Annotated in this window: 15 protein-coding genes; 12 read left to right on the top strand and 3 right to left on the bottom strand. The window is 63.7% G+C overall.

What is annotated here, in order from left to right:
* Positions 1–13: 13 nt before the first annotated feature.
* The 4 genes from B0G73_RS07720 (at position 14) to ftsB (ending at position 4,583) form a co-directional block, all read left to right on the top strand.
* Complete coding sequence (locus tag B0G73_RS07720) at positions 14–1,687, top strand: CTP synthase (protein WP_106279465.1); 1,674 nt, start codon at positions 14–16, stop codon at positions 1,685–1,687.
* On the top strand, positions 1,684–2,538 hold the full coding sequence (kdsA, locus tag B0G73_RS07725) for a 3-deoxy-8-phosphooctulonate synthase (RefSeq protein ID WP_106279467.1): 855 nt from the start codon (positions 1,684–1,686) through the stop codon (positions 2,536–2,538). The genes B0G73_RS07720 and kdsA overlap by 4 nt, the downstream gene beginning before the upstream one ends.
* Before the next feature lie 216 nt (positions 2,539–2,754).
* Complete coding sequence (gene eno, locus B0G73_RS07730) at positions 2,755–4,038, top strand: phosphopyruvate hydratase (protein ID WP_012433549.1); 1,284 nt, start codon at positions 2,755–2,757, stop codon at positions 4,036–4,038.
* 107 nt (positions 4,039–4,145) lie between these two features.
* Positions 4,146–4,583 (top strand): cell division protein FtsB, encoded by a 438-nt coding sequence (gene ftsB / locus B0G73_RS07735; RefSeq protein WP_106279469.1) that lies wholly within the window; start codon positions 4,146–4,148, stop codon positions 4,581–4,583.
* 136 nt (positions 4,584–4,719) lie between these two features.
* On the opposite strand, the gene B0G73_RS07740 is transcribed toward ftsB, so the two are convergent.
* The 3 genes from B0G73_RS07740 to B0G73_RS07750 form a co-directional block, all read right to left on the bottom strand.
* On the bottom strand, positions 4,720–5,109 hold the full coding sequence (locus B0G73_RS07740) for a hypothetical protein (protein WP_106279471.1): 390 nt from the start codon (positions 5,107–5,109) through the stop codon (positions 4,720–4,722).
* A 206-nt stretch (positions 5,110–5,315) separates the two neighbouring features.
* Complete coding sequence (gene hslO, locus B0G73_RS07745) at positions 5,316–6,266, bottom strand: Hsp33 family molecular chaperone HslO (protein ID WP_012433546.1); 951 nt, start codon at positions 6,264–6,266, stop codon at positions 5,316–5,318.
* A gap of 55 nt (positions 6,267–6,321) precedes the next feature.
* The gene (locus B0G73_RS07750; protein ID WP_106279473.1) at positions 6,322–6,846 is read right to left on the bottom strand and encodes a gamma carbonic anhydrase family protein; all 525 of its coding nucleotides are present in this window, start codon (positions 6,844–6,846) and stop codon (positions 6,322–6,324) included.
* A gap of 331 nt (positions 6,847–7,177) precedes the next feature.
* Here B0G73_RS07750 and B0G73_RS07755 point away from each other — a divergent pair, with 331 nt between their 5' ends.
* The 8 genes from B0G73_RS07755 to bamC all read left to right on the top strand — a co-directional run bounded on the left by B0G73_RS07755 (position 7,178) and on the right by bamC (position 14,559).
* On the top strand, positions 7,178–8,062 hold the full coding sequence (locus tag B0G73_RS07755; RefSeq protein ID WP_106279780.1) for an alpha/beta fold hydrolase: 885 nt from the start codon (positions 7,178–7,180) through the stop codon (positions 8,060–8,062).
* A 118-nt stretch (positions 8,063–8,180) separates the two neighbouring features.
* Entirely contained in the window at positions 8,181–9,011 is an 831-nt protein-coding gene (locus B0G73_RS07760; RefSeq protein WP_106279475.1) for a 3',5'-nucleoside bisphosphate phosphatase, read from the top strand.
* A gap of 130 nt (positions 9,012–9,141) precedes the next feature.
* Positions 9,142–9,777 carry an L-threonylcarbamoyladenylate synthase gene (locus B0G73_RS07765; protein ID WP_106279782.1) on the top strand — a complete coding sequence of 212 codons (636 nt, stop codon included), beginning with the start codon at positions 9,142–9,144 and terminating at the stop codon, positions 9,775–9,777.
* A gap of 47 nt (positions 9,778–9,824) precedes the next feature.
* Complete coding sequence (locus B0G73_RS07770) at positions 9,825–10,487, top strand: site-2 protease family protein (protein ID WP_106279477.1); 663 nt, start codon at positions 9,825–9,827, stop codon at positions 10,485–10,487.
* 6 nt (positions 10,488–10,493) lie between these two features.
* On the top strand, positions 10,494–11,696 hold the full coding sequence (locus B0G73_RS07775) for a tryptophan--tRNA ligase (protein WP_106279479.1): 1,203 nt from the start codon (positions 10,494–10,496) through the stop codon (positions 11,694–11,696).
* 17 nt (positions 11,697–11,713) lie between these two features.
* Positions 11,714–12,316 carry a bifunctional 2-polyprenyl-6-hydroxyphenol methylase/3-demethylubiquinol 3-O-methyltransferase UbiG gene (locus tag B0G73_RS07780; protein ID WP_106279481.1) on the top strand — a complete coding sequence of 201 codons (603 nt, stop codon included), beginning with the start codon at positions 11,714–11,716 and terminating at the stop codon, positions 12,314–12,316.
* Between the two features lie 43 nt (positions 12,317–12,359).
* Positions 12,360–13,286 carry a 4-hydroxy-tetrahydrodipicolinate synthase gene (gene dapA, locus B0G73_RS07785; protein WP_106279482.1) on the top strand — a complete coding sequence of 309 codons (927 nt, stop codon included), beginning with the start codon at positions 12,360–12,362 and terminating at the stop codon, positions 13,284–13,286.
* A gap of 133 nt (positions 13,287–13,419) precedes the next feature.
* Entirely contained in the window at positions 13,420–14,559 is a 1,140-nt protein-coding gene (bamC, locus tag B0G73_RS07790) for an outer membrane protein assembly factor BamC (protein WP_106279484.1), read from the top strand.
* The last annotated feature ends 5 nt before the right edge of the window (positions 14,560–14,564 follow it).

Consider the following 14,564-nt stretch of genomic DNA (forward strand, 5'->3'; position numbering starts at 1 on the left):
CGAGCATCCAGCGATGACCAAATATGTTTTCGTCACCGGCGGCGTAGTATCTTCCCTCGGCAAGGGTATTGCCGCCGCTTCCCTCGCCGCGATCCTCGAATCGCGCGGTCTTAAAGTCACCCTCCTCAAGCTCGATCCCTACATCAATGTCGACCCCGGCACGATGAGCCCGTTTCAGCACGGCGAAGTGTTCGTGACGGAAGACGGAGCGGAGACCGACCTCGACCTTGGCCACTATGAGCGCTTCATCAGCACGAAGATGCGCAAGGCCAATAACTTCACCACGGGCCAGATTTACGAATCGGTGATCCGCAAGGAACGCCGCGGCGATTATCTCGGCAAGACGGTGCAGGTCATCCCGCACATCACGAATGAAATCCAGGCGTTCATCGAACGCGGCGCGGCTTCCGCGACGTGCGGTGAGCCGGACGTCGCCATCGTCGAAGTGGGCGGAACCGTGGGCGATATCGAATCGCTGCCGTTCCTCGAGGCCGCGCGTCAGATGAGCCTGCGCATGGGCCGCAACAGCGCGTGCTTCGTGCACCTCACGCTGGTGCCCTGGGTTGCCACGGCCGGTGAACTGAAGACCAAGCCCACGCAACACAGCGTGCAGAAGCTGCGCGAAATCGGCATCTCGCCGCACGTGCTGCTGTGCCGTGCCGACCGCCGCATTCCGGACGACGAGCGCGCCAAGATCTCCATGTTCTCGAACGTGCCGGAAGACGCCGTGATCTCCGTGTGGGACGCGGACAGCATCTACAAGATTCCGCAGATGCTGCACGATCAGGGTCTGGACGCGATCATCTGCGAAGAACTCAAGCTCGCGCCGAAGGCCGCGGACCTGTCCATGTGGTCCGACCTCGTCGAGAAGCTGGAGCATCCGAAGCACGAAGTCACGATCGGCATGGTCGGCAAGTATGTCGATCTGACCGAGTCGTACAAGTCGCTGATCGAAGCGCTGCGCCATGCGTCGATGCATACGTCGACCAAGGTCAACATCGAATATATCGATTCGGAAGAGGTCGAGACGCAGGGCGTCGAAAGCCTCAAGCATCTGGACGCCGTGCTGGTGCCGGGCGGCTTCGGCCGTCGCGGTACGGAAGGCAAGATCGCCGCGATCCGCTATGCACGCGAGGCGAAGGTGCCGTATCTCGGCATCTGCCTCGGCATGCAACTCGCCGTGATCGAATTCGCCCGCGACGTGGTCGGTCTGAAAGACGCGAACAGCACCGAGTTCGATCAGGAAACGCCGAACCGCGTGGTCGCGCTGATCACCGAGTGGTACGACCGCGAAGGCCGCGTCGAGAAGCGCACGGAAGAGTCCGATCTGGGCGGCACGATGCGCCTCGGTTCGCAACGTTGCCCGATCAAGCCCGGCACCATGGCCGAAGAGATTTACGGCAAGGACGTGAACGAACGCCATCGCCACCGTTATGAAGTCAATAACCGCTTCGTGCCCCAACTCGAAGCCGGCGGCCTTATCATCAGCGCCCGTACTCCGAGCGAAGATCTGCCGGAAATGATGGAATTGCCGCGCAGCATGCACCCGTGGTTCGTCGGCGTGCAGTTCCACCCGGAATTCACGTCCACGCCGCGTGACGGGCATCCGCTGTTCAAGTCGTTCGTCGAAGCAGCGCTTGCGCATCACGAGGCGCAAGCGCCGGTCGCAGTCGGGGAGAAAGCATGAAACTGGGCGATTTCGAAATCGGGCTCGACAAGCCGTTTTTCCTGATCGCAGGCACCTGTGTCGTCGAATCCGAACAGATGACGATCGACACAGCCGGCCGGCTGAAGGAAATCTGCGCGAAGCTGAATATTCCGTTCATCTACAAATCGTCGTACGACAAGGCCAACCGCAGCAGCGGCAAGTCGTTCCGCGGTCTGGGCATGGACGAAGGCTTGCGGATTCTGTCGGAAGTGAAGCGTCAGCTCGGTCTGCCGGTTCTGACCGATGTTCACGCCGAGCACGAGATCGAGCAGGTCGCCTCGGTGGTCGACGTGTTGCAAACGCCGGCTTTCCTGTGCCGCCAAACGGACTTCATCCACGCCTGCGCGCGTTCGGGCAAACCGGTCAACATCAAGAAAGGCCAGTTTCTCGCACCGGGCGACATGAAGAACGTGATCGACAAGGCGCGCGATGCCGCGCGCGAAGCGGGTCTGTCGGAAGACCGCTTCATGGCGTGCGAGCGCGGCGTGTCGTTCGGTTATAACAACCTCGTGTCGGACATGCGTTCGCTCGCGATCATGCGCGAAACCAATGCGCCGGTCGTGTTCGACGCCACCCACTCGGTGCAGTTGCCGGGCGGGCAGGGCACGAGTTCGGGCGGTCAGCGCGAGTTCGTGCCGGTGCTGGCGCGTGCCGCGGTGGCGGTGGGCGTGTCGGGGCTCTTCATGGAGACGCACCCGAATCCGGCTGAAGCCAAGTCGGACGGTCCGAACGCCGTGCCGCTGCATCGCATGGCCGATCTGCTCGAGACGTTGGTTACGCTCGATCAGGCCGTCAAGCGCGCGCCGTTCCTCGAAAGCGATTTCAACTGATTCAGGCGTTCACCGCGTGTCACGATCGGTACGCACAATCGTGGCACGCGGCGAATGCACGCAATGGTCGTCGAACGTATCTGCGCGCGGGTAGTTTGCCGGGGAGACCGGTGCTCTGCACGGGACCGAAGTGAGCGATGAAGCGCTGACTCCGGATCGTCAGGCGCCAGATACAGTGTCACAGTAAAGAATTCAACGTCATTTCTTGAGGAAACCATGAGTGCTATCGTAGATATCATCGGTCGAGAGATTCTCGATTCGCGAGGCAACCCCACCGTCGAATGCGACGTGCTGCTCGAGTCGGGCACGATGGGCCGCGCCGCGGTGCCGTCTGGCGCGTCGACGGGTTCGCGTGAAGCAATCGAACTGCGCGACGGCGAAACCGGCCGTTACGGCGGCAAGGGCGTGCTGAAGGCTGTCGAGCACATCAACACCGAAATCTCCGAAGCGATCATGGGCCTCGACGCTTCCGAGCAGGCTTTCCTTGACAAGACCCTGCTGGAACTCGACGGTACGGACAACAAGTCGCGCCTCGGCGCGAACGCGATGCTGGCTGTCTCGATGGCCGTCGCGAAGGCCGCCGCTGAAGAAGCCGGCCTGCCGCTGTACCGCTACTTCGGCGGCTCGGGCGCAATGCAACTGCCGGTGCCGATGATGAACATCGTCAACGGCGGCGCGCACGCCAACAACAGCCTGGACATCCAGGAATTCATGATCGTGCCGGTCAGCCAACCGACCTTCCGCGAAGCGCTGCGCTGCGGCGCCGAAGTGTTCCACGCGCTGAAGAAGATCCTGTCGGATCGCGGCATGAGCACGGCAGTGGGCGACGAAGGCGGCTTCGCGCCGAACTTCGGCAGCAACGACGAATGCCTGTCGACCATTCTGCAAGCCATCGAGAAAGCCGGCTACCGCGCCGGTGAAGACGTGCTGCTGGCTCTCGACTGCGCAGCGAGCGAGTTCTACCACGACGGCAAGTACCAACTGGCCGGCGAAGGCCTGCAACTGTCGTCCACGGAATTCGCGGACTACCTCGCGAACCTGGCCGACAAGTTCCCGATCGTGTCGATCGAAGACGGCATGCACGAAAGCGACTGGGCTGGCTGGAAAACGCTGACCGACAAGCTCGGCAAGAAGGTGCAACTGGTCGGCGACGACCTGTTCGTCACCAACACGCGCATCCTGAAGGAAGGCATCGAGAAGGGCATCGCCAACTCGATCCTGATCAAGATCAACCAGATCGGTACGCTCACGGAAACCTTCGCGGCGATCGAAATGGCCAAGCGCGCCGGTTACACCGCAGTGATCTCGCACCGTTCGGGCGAAACCGAGGATTCGACGATCGCGGATATCGCGGTCGGCCTGAATGCCGGTCAAATCAAGACGGGTTCGCTGTCGCGTTCGGACCGCATCTCGAAGTACAACCAGTTGCTGCGCATCGAAGAAGACCTCGGTGATATCGCCAGCTACCCTGGCAAGTCGGCGTTCTACAATCTGCGCTAATGGCTGGTGTGCTGGCGCTGACCGATGAGCCGGTTATCCTTCGTTTCTGATTGAACCCGCCGCCCTGCGTATAGCGCAGGGCGGCGTGTATTTATTGTGCTTACTTCATGCGGCTTGTCACTGCTGTCCTGATCGTTCTACTGGCGCTGATCCAGTACCCGCTCTGGTGGGGGCACGGCGGTTGGTTGCGCGTGCACGAGTTGCAGCAGCAACTGGCGCAGCAGGTGCAAAAGAATGCCGATTCGAAACTGCGCAACGAACGCATTCAGGGCGAAGTGCAGGACTTGCAGAACGGCACGTCCGCCGTCGAAGAGCGGGCGCGTTATGAGATGGGCATGGTGAAGGACGGCGAGGTGTTCGTGCAGTTCGTCTCGCCGAACGCGCCGTTGCCGTCGGGGAACACGCCTTCGGTCACGACCTCCACACGGGGCGAGATGTCGGCGGCGCCGCTGCATGTCGTGCCGAATCCGGAGTCGCGCGCGAAGCCGGATCGCAAGCATGGCGGCAAGGCGGCTGCGGCGAAAGACAAGAAGCCTGCGCACTGAGCGTCGCCGTAGCACGGCAACGGTTCAGTACGACGGATGCAATAAAGGCACGGTGAGAACCGTGCCTTTTTCTTTGACCCTGGCCGCCGCGCGCCGAGCCGCGATTTCCGCAGTGCGCATCAGAGCCTGTGGGCGCTCACCAGCCCCAATACGGCCCGTAACCGACGCCGATACCCGTACCCCAGCCGTGTCCCCAACCACCGCCGTAGTAGCTGCCGTACACGCTGACAGGCGGCGTGTAGTAACGCGACCAGGCTTGCGCTGCGTTGTCGGCCGCAATCGCCTGATTCTGCTCGGCCATCACCTGGCGGTCGATCGCGTCATAGCGCTGGCGTTCTTCAGGGGTCAGCGGTTGGGCGGTGGCGGCCATGCCCGACTGGTCGACGGGTAGCCGGCTATAAATCGGCGACGGCCCCGGCGGGTCCATCATGCAGCCCGCCAGCGCGCCACTGCCGACGACGACAGCCAGCACAGCCACCGTGCGCGCACGGCACAGCAGCGGGATCAACGAAGTAGGGTGGTTCATGTTCGATCTCCATCGGTCGGATGCCTAAGCAAATCATGCGCCGCGCGCACCGCCAATGATTCAACGCAATGATCAAAGATACTGCGCCGCCCGGGCCCTGAAAAGGCAGCGGGCGGCGCGGTATTTTTACTGCCGTGATACAGGCGTGATACAGGCGTGATGAACCGCCGTTCGGCGCGTATGCAATCCGCGCGCCGGCGAGCCGTCTAGTGCCGCTGTTCAGCCGCAGGCGTCACACCTTGTGAGAGCGCCTCGGCGACGAAAAGTTGCGCCACGTCGACCGGATCGAACTCGTAACGCTGGTTGCAGAACTCGCAATGAATCTCGACATGGCCGCGCTCTTCGAGCACGCCGTCGACTTCCTCGCGGCCCAGCATCTTCAGCATGCCGCCGACTTTTTCGCGCGAACACGTGCACTCGAAGCGCGCCGTGGCCGGTTCGAAATGCTGGACGTTTTCCTGCCAGAAGAGGCGCCGGAAGATCGTTTCCGGTTCTTCCTTCAGCAGCTCGTCTTGCGACATCGTGCCGCCCAGCGTGCAGACGCGCTCCCACGTGTCCGCGTCCAGATCGCCCGGATGGGGCACGATGCCGCCGTCGCCCGGCAGCTTTTGCAGCAGCATGCCGACCGCGCGCTCGGTGTTCGCCGCGAGCCACAGGCGCGTGTCGAGCTGCTCCGAGTGATGCATGTAATGCTCGAGCACTTCGGCCATGGAGTTGAGCGGGCCGTCCACGCCCGACAGCGGCACGATACTTTGATACGGCTGCTGACCGGGCTGCTTGCTGGCCGGGTCGAGCGTGATCACGCAGCGGCCGTGGCCGCTTGCGTTGAGCAGGTCGACCATGCTGGCGGTCTCGCCGATCACGTTGGCCGCCTCGCCGGACAGCTTGGCGGTGGCGCGCATCGACAGATCGGAGCCGCATTGCACCACCAGCATCTTGACCGGGCCGTCGCCGAAAATCTGCATGATGAGCGTGCCGTCGAACTTGAGATTCGCCGACAGCAGCGCGCACGCCGCCATCATTTCGCCCAGAACCGTCCGCACCGGCGCCGGATAGTCGCGGCGCGTCAGCACTTCCTGCCATGTATTGCGCAGGGAAACGATCTCGCCGCGCACTGGCGCCGCGCTGAACATGAATTTTTGCAACTGGTCGCTCACAACTTTTCCTCGGTCAAATGACGCAGCATGATGCCGCGCCGCGCGCTCCGGCTGGTTAGCCGATGCGCACGAGCTGCGCCTTGTAGTATTCGCGGCGCTCGGCATAAACTGCCGCGCCGCGCTGCATGTTGGCGATATCCGCCTCGGTCAGTTCGCGCACCACCTTGGCGGGCGCGCCGAGAATCAGCGAATTGTCGGGAAACACCTTGCCCTCGGTGACGATGGCGCCCGCTCCGACCAGACAGTTGCGGCCGATTACCGCTCCATTCAAGACCACGGCCTGAATTCCGATCAGCGAACCTTCCTTGATCGTGCAGCCGTGCAGCATGACCTGATGGCCGACTGTCACGTTCGGCTCGATCGTGAGCGGAAAACCGGGGTCGGTGTGCAGCACGGCGTTTTCCTGCACGTTGCTGGCGGCGCCGATGGTGATCGGCTCGTTGTCGCCGCGAATCGTCGCGCCGAACCAGACGCTGGCGTTCTCTCCGAGCGTCACGTTGCCGATGATGCTCGCCGAATCCGCGACAAAGACGCTTTCATGGATGGTTGGGGCGGCTTCGCCAAGCTTGTAAATGGTCACGGTGTCTCCTCTTGATCGGTCGCTGCGTGCGCTGGACCGGGCGCTGAACTGCCCGGAACGGTTGTCTCACCGGGCTGTCCGGCCTCGCCGGCGCATCGGGCGCGTTGGATGGTCGAATCGGGTATTGTAAACGGTTGTGTGGTTGAGCCGCTTGGCCGGCCACGAGGTGCTCGCTTCGCGGCTCGCGGCAAGGTCCCCGCGGATGCGATGCGGACCGCGTCCTGGCGCCGCTCTTGTCCGGCGATTGAGATTTACTTCACCATCCGGCCCGCGCATAGGCGGGCTATCTCGTTATAATCGAACGACCATTCGTTTTTTGGACGTGCCGTTCATGAACACTTCCCAGTCTGAATTCGTCGCCGTGCGCGGCATCCGCCTGCATGTGCGGCGTTGGGGCAATCCGGATGCGCCGATGCTCTTCATGCTGCACGGCTGGATGGACGTGGCCGCATCGTTCCAGTTCGTCGTCGATGCGCTCGGCGGAGACTGGCAGGTGCTGGCGCCGGATATGCGCGGTTTTGGCCTGTCGGACTGGCCGGTGGCGGAGCACGGCGGCGGCAACTACTGGATTCAGGACTATCTGGCCGATCTCGACGCGTTGCTCGACCACTACGCGCCGACCGGCGAAGTGAATCTGGTCGGCCACAGCATGGGGGCGAACATCGCCTGCGTGTATGCGGGCGTGCGGGCGGAGCGGGTGCGGCGGGTGGTCGATCTGGAAGGCTTCGGTCTTGCGCCGTCGCACTCGGCGCAAGCGCCCAGGCGCCTGCGCAACTGGCTCGACGAGTTGCGCGATCCGCCGCAACTGAAGCGCTACGCGTCGCTCGACGACGTCGCCGCGCGCCTGATCAAGACCAATCCGCGCCTCGATCCGCAGCGCGCGCAATTTCTCGCGCAGCATTGGTCGAAGCCGGACGGCGAAGGGCGCTTCATGCTGCTCGCAGATCCCGCGCACAAGCTGCGCGGCCCGGCGCTGTACCGTCTCGACGAAGTGATGGCGACCTGGCGTAAGGTAAGCGCGAAGGTGCTGCACGTGGAAGCCGCCAATTCGCCGACCCTCGCGCAGATTGCCGGCGAGATTCCACTCGACGAATTCAAGGCGCGTTTTCAGGCGTTCCCCGACTGGCGCGAGAAAATCATCGATGGAGCGGGGCACATGGTGCATCACGACCAGCCGGAACAGGTGGCCGCGCTGATCGAGGGATTCTGCGCGTAGCGCTTTCGAGAAGTCCTCGGGTTCCGGGGCAGCTGCTTCGGGGCGTCCGTTGTGAGATAGCTCTGCGTCCGCTTACTGCGTTGCAGTAAAATGAGCGCAGAACCTTTTCAAGACGACGATGAACGCCGACCTCCACTGTCACTCCACCGTTTCCGACGGCCAGTTCGCGCCGGCCGACGTCGCGCGCCGCGCGCATGCGGGCGGCGTGACGTTGTGGGCGCTGACCGATCACGATGAGCTGGGCGGCCAGCACGAAGCGCGAAGCACCGCCGAGGCGCTCGGCATGGACTATGTGAGCGGCGTCGAGATTTCGGTCACGTGGGCGTCGCGCACGGTGCACATCGTCGGGCTGGGTATCGATCCGACCAGTTCGATCCTGATCGACGGCCTCGCGCGTACGCGCAACGGCCGCGCCGCGCGGGCGGAGGCGATCGGCGAGCAACTCGCCACGCTCGGCATTCCTGACGCCTATCAGGGCGCGCTCAAATACGTGTCGAATCCGGACATGATTTCGCGCACCCATTTCGCGCGCTTCATGGTGGAAAGCGGCTACGCCAGTTCCACGCAGGACGTGTTCAGCCGCTTTCTCGGCGACGGCAAACCGGGCTACGTGGCGCACCGCTGGGCCAAGCTGGCCGACGCGGTGGGCTGGATTCAGGCCGCCGGCGGCGAAGCGATCATTGCGCATCCGGGTCGCTACGCTTATTCGCCGGTCGAATTCGACGCATTTTTTGCCGAGTTCATCGATCTCGGCGGCAAGGCGATCGAGGTGGTGACGGGCAGCCACACGCCGGATCAGTACCGTGAATACGCCGATGTCGCGCGCCGTTTCGGTTTCGAGGCGTCGCGCGGATCCGACTTCCACGCCCCGGGCGAAGGCCGCGTCGATCTCGGCACGCTGCCGCCGCTGCCCGCCGATCTGAAGCCCGTCTGGGAACGCTGGCTGTGAGCGCGCCGTGCCGTCGCGGCACGTCGTCGACGAAAAGCGGCCGGGCAAGGCGCATATTTTCGGCCGACGCTCAGCGGCAGCCCGCTTTGCCGACCGTCCGCCTTCCATCCGTGAGCCAACGTTAGCCGCCATGTCCCAATACTTCCGGCTTCATCCTGATAACCCGCAGCCGCGCCTCGTCAAGCAGGCCGTGCAGATCATCAACGATGGCGGCGTGGTCGCGTTGCCGACGGATTCGAGCTACGCGCTCGCCTGCCATCTGGACGACAAGGACGCGGTCGAGCGTCTGCGGCGCATTCGCGGACTCGACGAGAAGCAGTTGCTGTCGCTGCTGGTGCGCGACCTGTCGGAACTCGCCAATTTCGCGATGGTGGACAACCGCCAATACCGGCTGATCAAATCGGTGACGCCGGGTCCGTACGTGTTCGTCCTGCAAGCCACCAAGGAAGTGCCGCGGCGCCTGTCGCATCCGTCGCGCAAGACCATCGGGCTGCGCGTGCCGGATCACGCGATCACGCTGGCGATTCTCGAAGAACTCGGCCAGCCGCTGCTCGGCTCGACGCTGATCATGCCGGGCGAAACCCAGCCGTTGAATGACCCCGAAGAAATCCGCGAGCGCCTCGAGAAGCAATTGGATCTGGTGATCGACGGCGGTCCGTGCGCGTGCGAGCCGTCCACGGTGATCGATCTGACCGGCGCGGAACCGGTGCTGGTGCGGCCGGGGCGTGGCTCGCTGGCGCCGTTCGGCCTCGAAGAAACGGCATGAGTGAAAGCGGACAGACGCACGCAATCGCGTTGTTACAATAACGAGTTATGGATTCTTCCCTGATACAGACCATTGCGGTGTACGCGCTGCCGGTGATTTTCGCCATCACGCTGCACGAAGCCGCCCATGGTTACGTCGCGCGCTGGCTCGGCGACAATACCGCTTATGTGCTCGGCCGCGTCTCCGTCAATCCGATGCGGCATATCGATCCGCTCGGCACGATCGCGATTCCCTTGCTGCTGTACTTCGCCACGAGCGGCGCGTTCATGTTCGGCTACGCCAAACCGGTGCCGGTCGCCTTCGGCAACCTGCGCAATCCGCGTTGGGGCAGCCTGTGGGTCGCGGCCGCGGGCCCGGCCTGCAATTTCGTGCAGGCGGTGATCTGGGGGCTGTTCGGCGTCGCGCTCGCGGTCATGAACGTGGACGAGCCGTTCTTCACGCGCATGGCGGGCGCGGGCGTCGGCGTGAATCTCGTGCTCGGCGTGCTCAACCTGTTTCCGCTGCCGCCGCTCGACGGCGGCCGTGTGCTAATGGCGCTGCTGCCGCCGCGGCAGTCCATCACGCTGTCGCGCCTCGAACCGTACGGGTTTTTCATCGTAATGGCGCTGGTCATGACGGGCACGCTCACGCGATACTGGCTGAACCCGCTGGTCACGATCGGCTACAGCGCGATCACCGCCATTCTGACTCCCCTTGTTTCGCTTTTCTAGATAACCATGTTCCCAGACCGTATCTTCTCCGGCATGCGGCCCACCGGGTCGTTGCACCTCGGCCACTATCACGGCGTGCTGAAAAACTGGGTGCGGCTGCAGTCCGAGTACCCGTGCTTTTTTTGTGTGGTCGACTGGCATGCGCTGACCACGCACTACGAAACGCCCGAAGTGATCGAAAAGAATGTCTGGGACGTGCTGATCGACTGGCTGGCCTCCGGCATCGATCCGGCGCAGGCCACGCTGTTCATTCAGAGCAAGGTGCCCGAGCATGCCGAACTGGCGCTGCTGCTCGGCATGAGCACGCCGCTCGGCTGGCTCGAACGCGTGCCGACCTACAAGGAGCAGCAGGAGAAGCTGAAGGACAAGGATCTGTCCACTTACGGCTTCCTCGGCTATCCGGTGCTGATGGCGGCGGACATTCTGCTGTATCGCGGCTCGCTCGTGCCGGTTGGCGAAGACCAGGTGCCGCACGTTGAAATGACGCGCGAAATCGCGCGCCGTTTCAACTATCTGTACGGCCGCGAACCGGGCTTCGAAGAGAAGGCCAACGACGCCGCGAAAAAGCTCGGGGGCAAGCGCGCCAAGCTCTACCACGAGCTGCGCAACGCCTACCAGCAGGAAGGCGACGACGAAGCGCTCGAACAGGCGCGCGCCATGTTGCAGGAGTCGCAGAGCCTGTCGATGAACGACCGCGAGCGCCTGTTCGGCTACCTCGAAGGTTCGCGCAAGATCATTCTGGTCGAGCCGCAAGCGATGTTGACGGAAGCGTCGCGCATGCCGGGTCTCGATGGCCAGAAAATGTCGAAGTCGTACGGCAACACGATCGGCCTGCGTGAAGATGCGGAGACCATCACGAAGAAAGTCCGCACCATGCCGACCGATCCGGCTCGCGTGCGCCGCACCGATCCGGGCGACCCCGACAAATGCCCGGTGTGGCAGCTTCATCAGGTCTACACGGACGAAGCCACCCACGAATGGGTGCAGAAGGGTTGCCGCACGGCCGGCATTGGCTGCCTCGAGTGCAAGCAACCGGTGATCGAAGGCATCCTGCGCGAGCAGCAGCCCATGCTCGAGCGCGCGCAGAAGTACATGGACGATCCGTCGCTGTTGCGCGCGATCGTTGCCGACGGTTGCGACAAGGCCCGCCGGTTCGCCACGGAAACGATGCGCGACGTACGCGAAGCCATGGGGCTCTCGTACAACTGACGAGCGGCGCTGATCTCATGAGTATTTCCGCTGCTGCCGCCGTGCATGGATTGGGCGAGCCGTCGCCGTGGGTGCGCGATTGGGCGCATCTGGTCGCGAAGGGCGGCGCTGTGCTCGACGTCGCGTCCGGAGCGGGGCGGCATGCGCGTTTCTTTACGTCGCTTGGGCATCCGGTAACCGCCATCGACCGCGACGCGGCGGCGCTCGACGCGCTGCGCGGCGAGCCGCTCGTCACTCCGCTCCAGGCCGATCTCGAAGGCGCCGCGTGGCCTCTGCCGGCTGACGCGAAATTCGCCGCCGTCGTGGTGACGAATTACCTGCACCGGCCGCTCTTTCCGCAGCTTCTGGACGCGCTCGCGCCCGGCGGCGTACTGGTTTACGAGACCTTCGCGCAAGGAAACGAAAGCGTCGGCAAACCCTCTAATCCGGCGTTTCTGCTGGCGCCGGGCGAGCTCCTCGACCGTGTGCGCGGCCGGCTCCGGGTCGTCGCTTTTCAGGACGGTTTTCTCGCGCAGCCGCGCCCGGCCTACGTCCAGCGGATCTGCGCAATTCTGGAGGCGGAGCGCTCAGTCGACCCCGCGCAGGCGGCACCCCCGCCTTGTTACGAGTTGGCTGGCTAATCCGCTACAATCGCGGTTTACCTGATCAAATTCATGGCGTTTCATGACTAACGGCAACCACAGCGGCAACCAAGGCAGCAACACCGGCGTTCAGATTCGCGGCAGCATTCCTGCCATCATCACCCCGATGCTCGAAGACGGCGGCCTCGATCTGCCGGCGTTTCGCAAACTGATCGACTGGCACATCGCGGAGGGCACGAACGCTCTCGTGGTGGTCGGCACGAGCGGCGAGTCGGCCACGTTGTCGGTTGAAGAACACGTGCTGATGGTCAAGACCGCAGTCGAGCATACAGCGGGCCGGATTCCGGTGATCGCGGGCTCGGGCGGCAACTCCACGACCGAGGCGATCGAACTTACCCGCCAGGCCAAGGAAGTCGGCGCCGACGCCACGCTTCAGGTCGTGCCGTACTACAACAAGCCGACGCAGGAAGGCATCTATCGCCACTTCGCGAAGATCGCCCAAACCGTCGATCTGCCGGTCATTCTGTACAACGTGCCGGGCCGCACCGTTGCGGACATGAGCAACGAAACCATTCTGCGTTGCGCGCAGGTGCCGGGCATCATCGGTGTGAAGGAGGCGACCGGCAATATCGATCGCGCCGCGCATCTGATCAAGTCCGCGCCGGCGCACTTCGGCATCTACAGCGGCGACGATCCCACCGCGATCGCGCTGATGCTGCTCGGCGGCCACGGCAATATTTCGGTCACCGCCAACGTCGCGCCGCGCGCGATGAGCGAGCTCTGCAAGGCCGCCCTGGCCGCGGATGCGAAGACCGCGCGTGAAATTCATCTGAAACTCCTGTCGCTGCACAAGAACCTGTTCATCGAATCGAATCCGATTCCGGCCAAATGGGCACTGCAGCAACTGGGTCGTGTGCAGGGCGGAATCCGCCTGCCGCTCACGCCGCTCGACGCGCAATACCACGAAGTGGTGCGCGCCGCGCTGCGCGAAGCGGGCCTGCTGGGCTAGGCGGATAGCGTCCGCGGCACCCAGTAGCGCTAACGAAAGCCTGCCACCGGCACTCCCTTAACCGACGTCGATCCAGCCCACGTTCCCGGCACACAGAACCAAGGCACCGCGTTCCAGCATCACGAAGGACCTCATGAAACGTTCCGCACTTTCCCTCCACGCAACCCGCATGGCGGCGCTGGCGCTTGCCCTCACGACGCTCGCCGGCTGTGACACGCTGAACGACTGGTTTGCTTCCGACCGCGTCAACTACAAGGGTGCGGGCAGCGCGCCGCCGCTCGCCGTTCCAAACGATTTGAGCACCACCAAGACCGACGAGCGGTATGTCGCACCGCCGGCCAATCTGGCATTGGGCGGCGCGCAGAAGCGCGCGGTGACGGCTGCCGGCAATACGACCGAAGGCCAGCCCAACGCGCAGGATCCGCTCGGCATGCATATCGAACGTGATGGCGATCGCCGCTGGCTGGTCGTCGACGGCCGCTCGCCGGATCAGCTCTGGCCGCAGTTGCAGGAGTTCTGGCAGGAAAACGGCTTCGCGCTGAAGACCGACGCGCCGGCCACCGGCATCATGACGACCGACTGGGCGGAAAACCGCGCCAACATTCCGGACGACTGGTTCCGCCGCACGGTGGGCAAGGTCATCGATTTCGCGTATTCGTCGGGCACGCGTGACAGCTTCCGCACACTCGTGTCGCGCGCGCCGGGCGACACGACCGACATCTCCATTACGCACAGCGCCATGGAGGAAGTGTTGACGGGGCAGGACAAGACGTCGTCGCGTTGGGAAGAGCGCCCGCGCGATCCGGCGCTCGAGGCCCTGTTCCTCACCAAGCTGATGCAGAAGTTCGGCCTGACCGAAGCGCAATCGAAGCAACTGCTGACCGACGCGCGCTCAGCGGTTGCGCCGGCCACGATCGACCAGAGCGCGGGCGCATCCACGCTCGACCTGCCTGAGTCGTTCGACCGCGCGTGGCTGCGCGTGGGCCTCGCGCTCGACCGCACCAACTTTACCGTCGACAACCGCGATCGCGCGAAGGGCATCTACTACGTGCGCTATGCGGACTCGATGCAGGAACTGAAGAAGGAGGGGCTGCTCGGCAAGCTGTTTTACAGCGGCAGTTCCTCGAAGAAGCCGAGCCAGGAATTCCTCGTCAACGTGCGCTCGAAGGGCGACACGGTGACGCAGGTGGCGGTGCTGACGGCGAACGGGCAGGTCGATAATTCGTCCGACGCGCAGCGCATCGTGACGCTGCTGCACGCGCAACTGAACTAAGCGGA

Origin of the sequence: Paraburkholderia sp. BL25I1N1 (genome assembly GCF_003002025.1) — a bacterium.
In the GTDB taxonomy this organism is placed as follows: Bacteria; Pseudomonadota; Gammaproteobacteria; order Burkholderiales; family Burkholderiaceae; genus Paraburkholderia.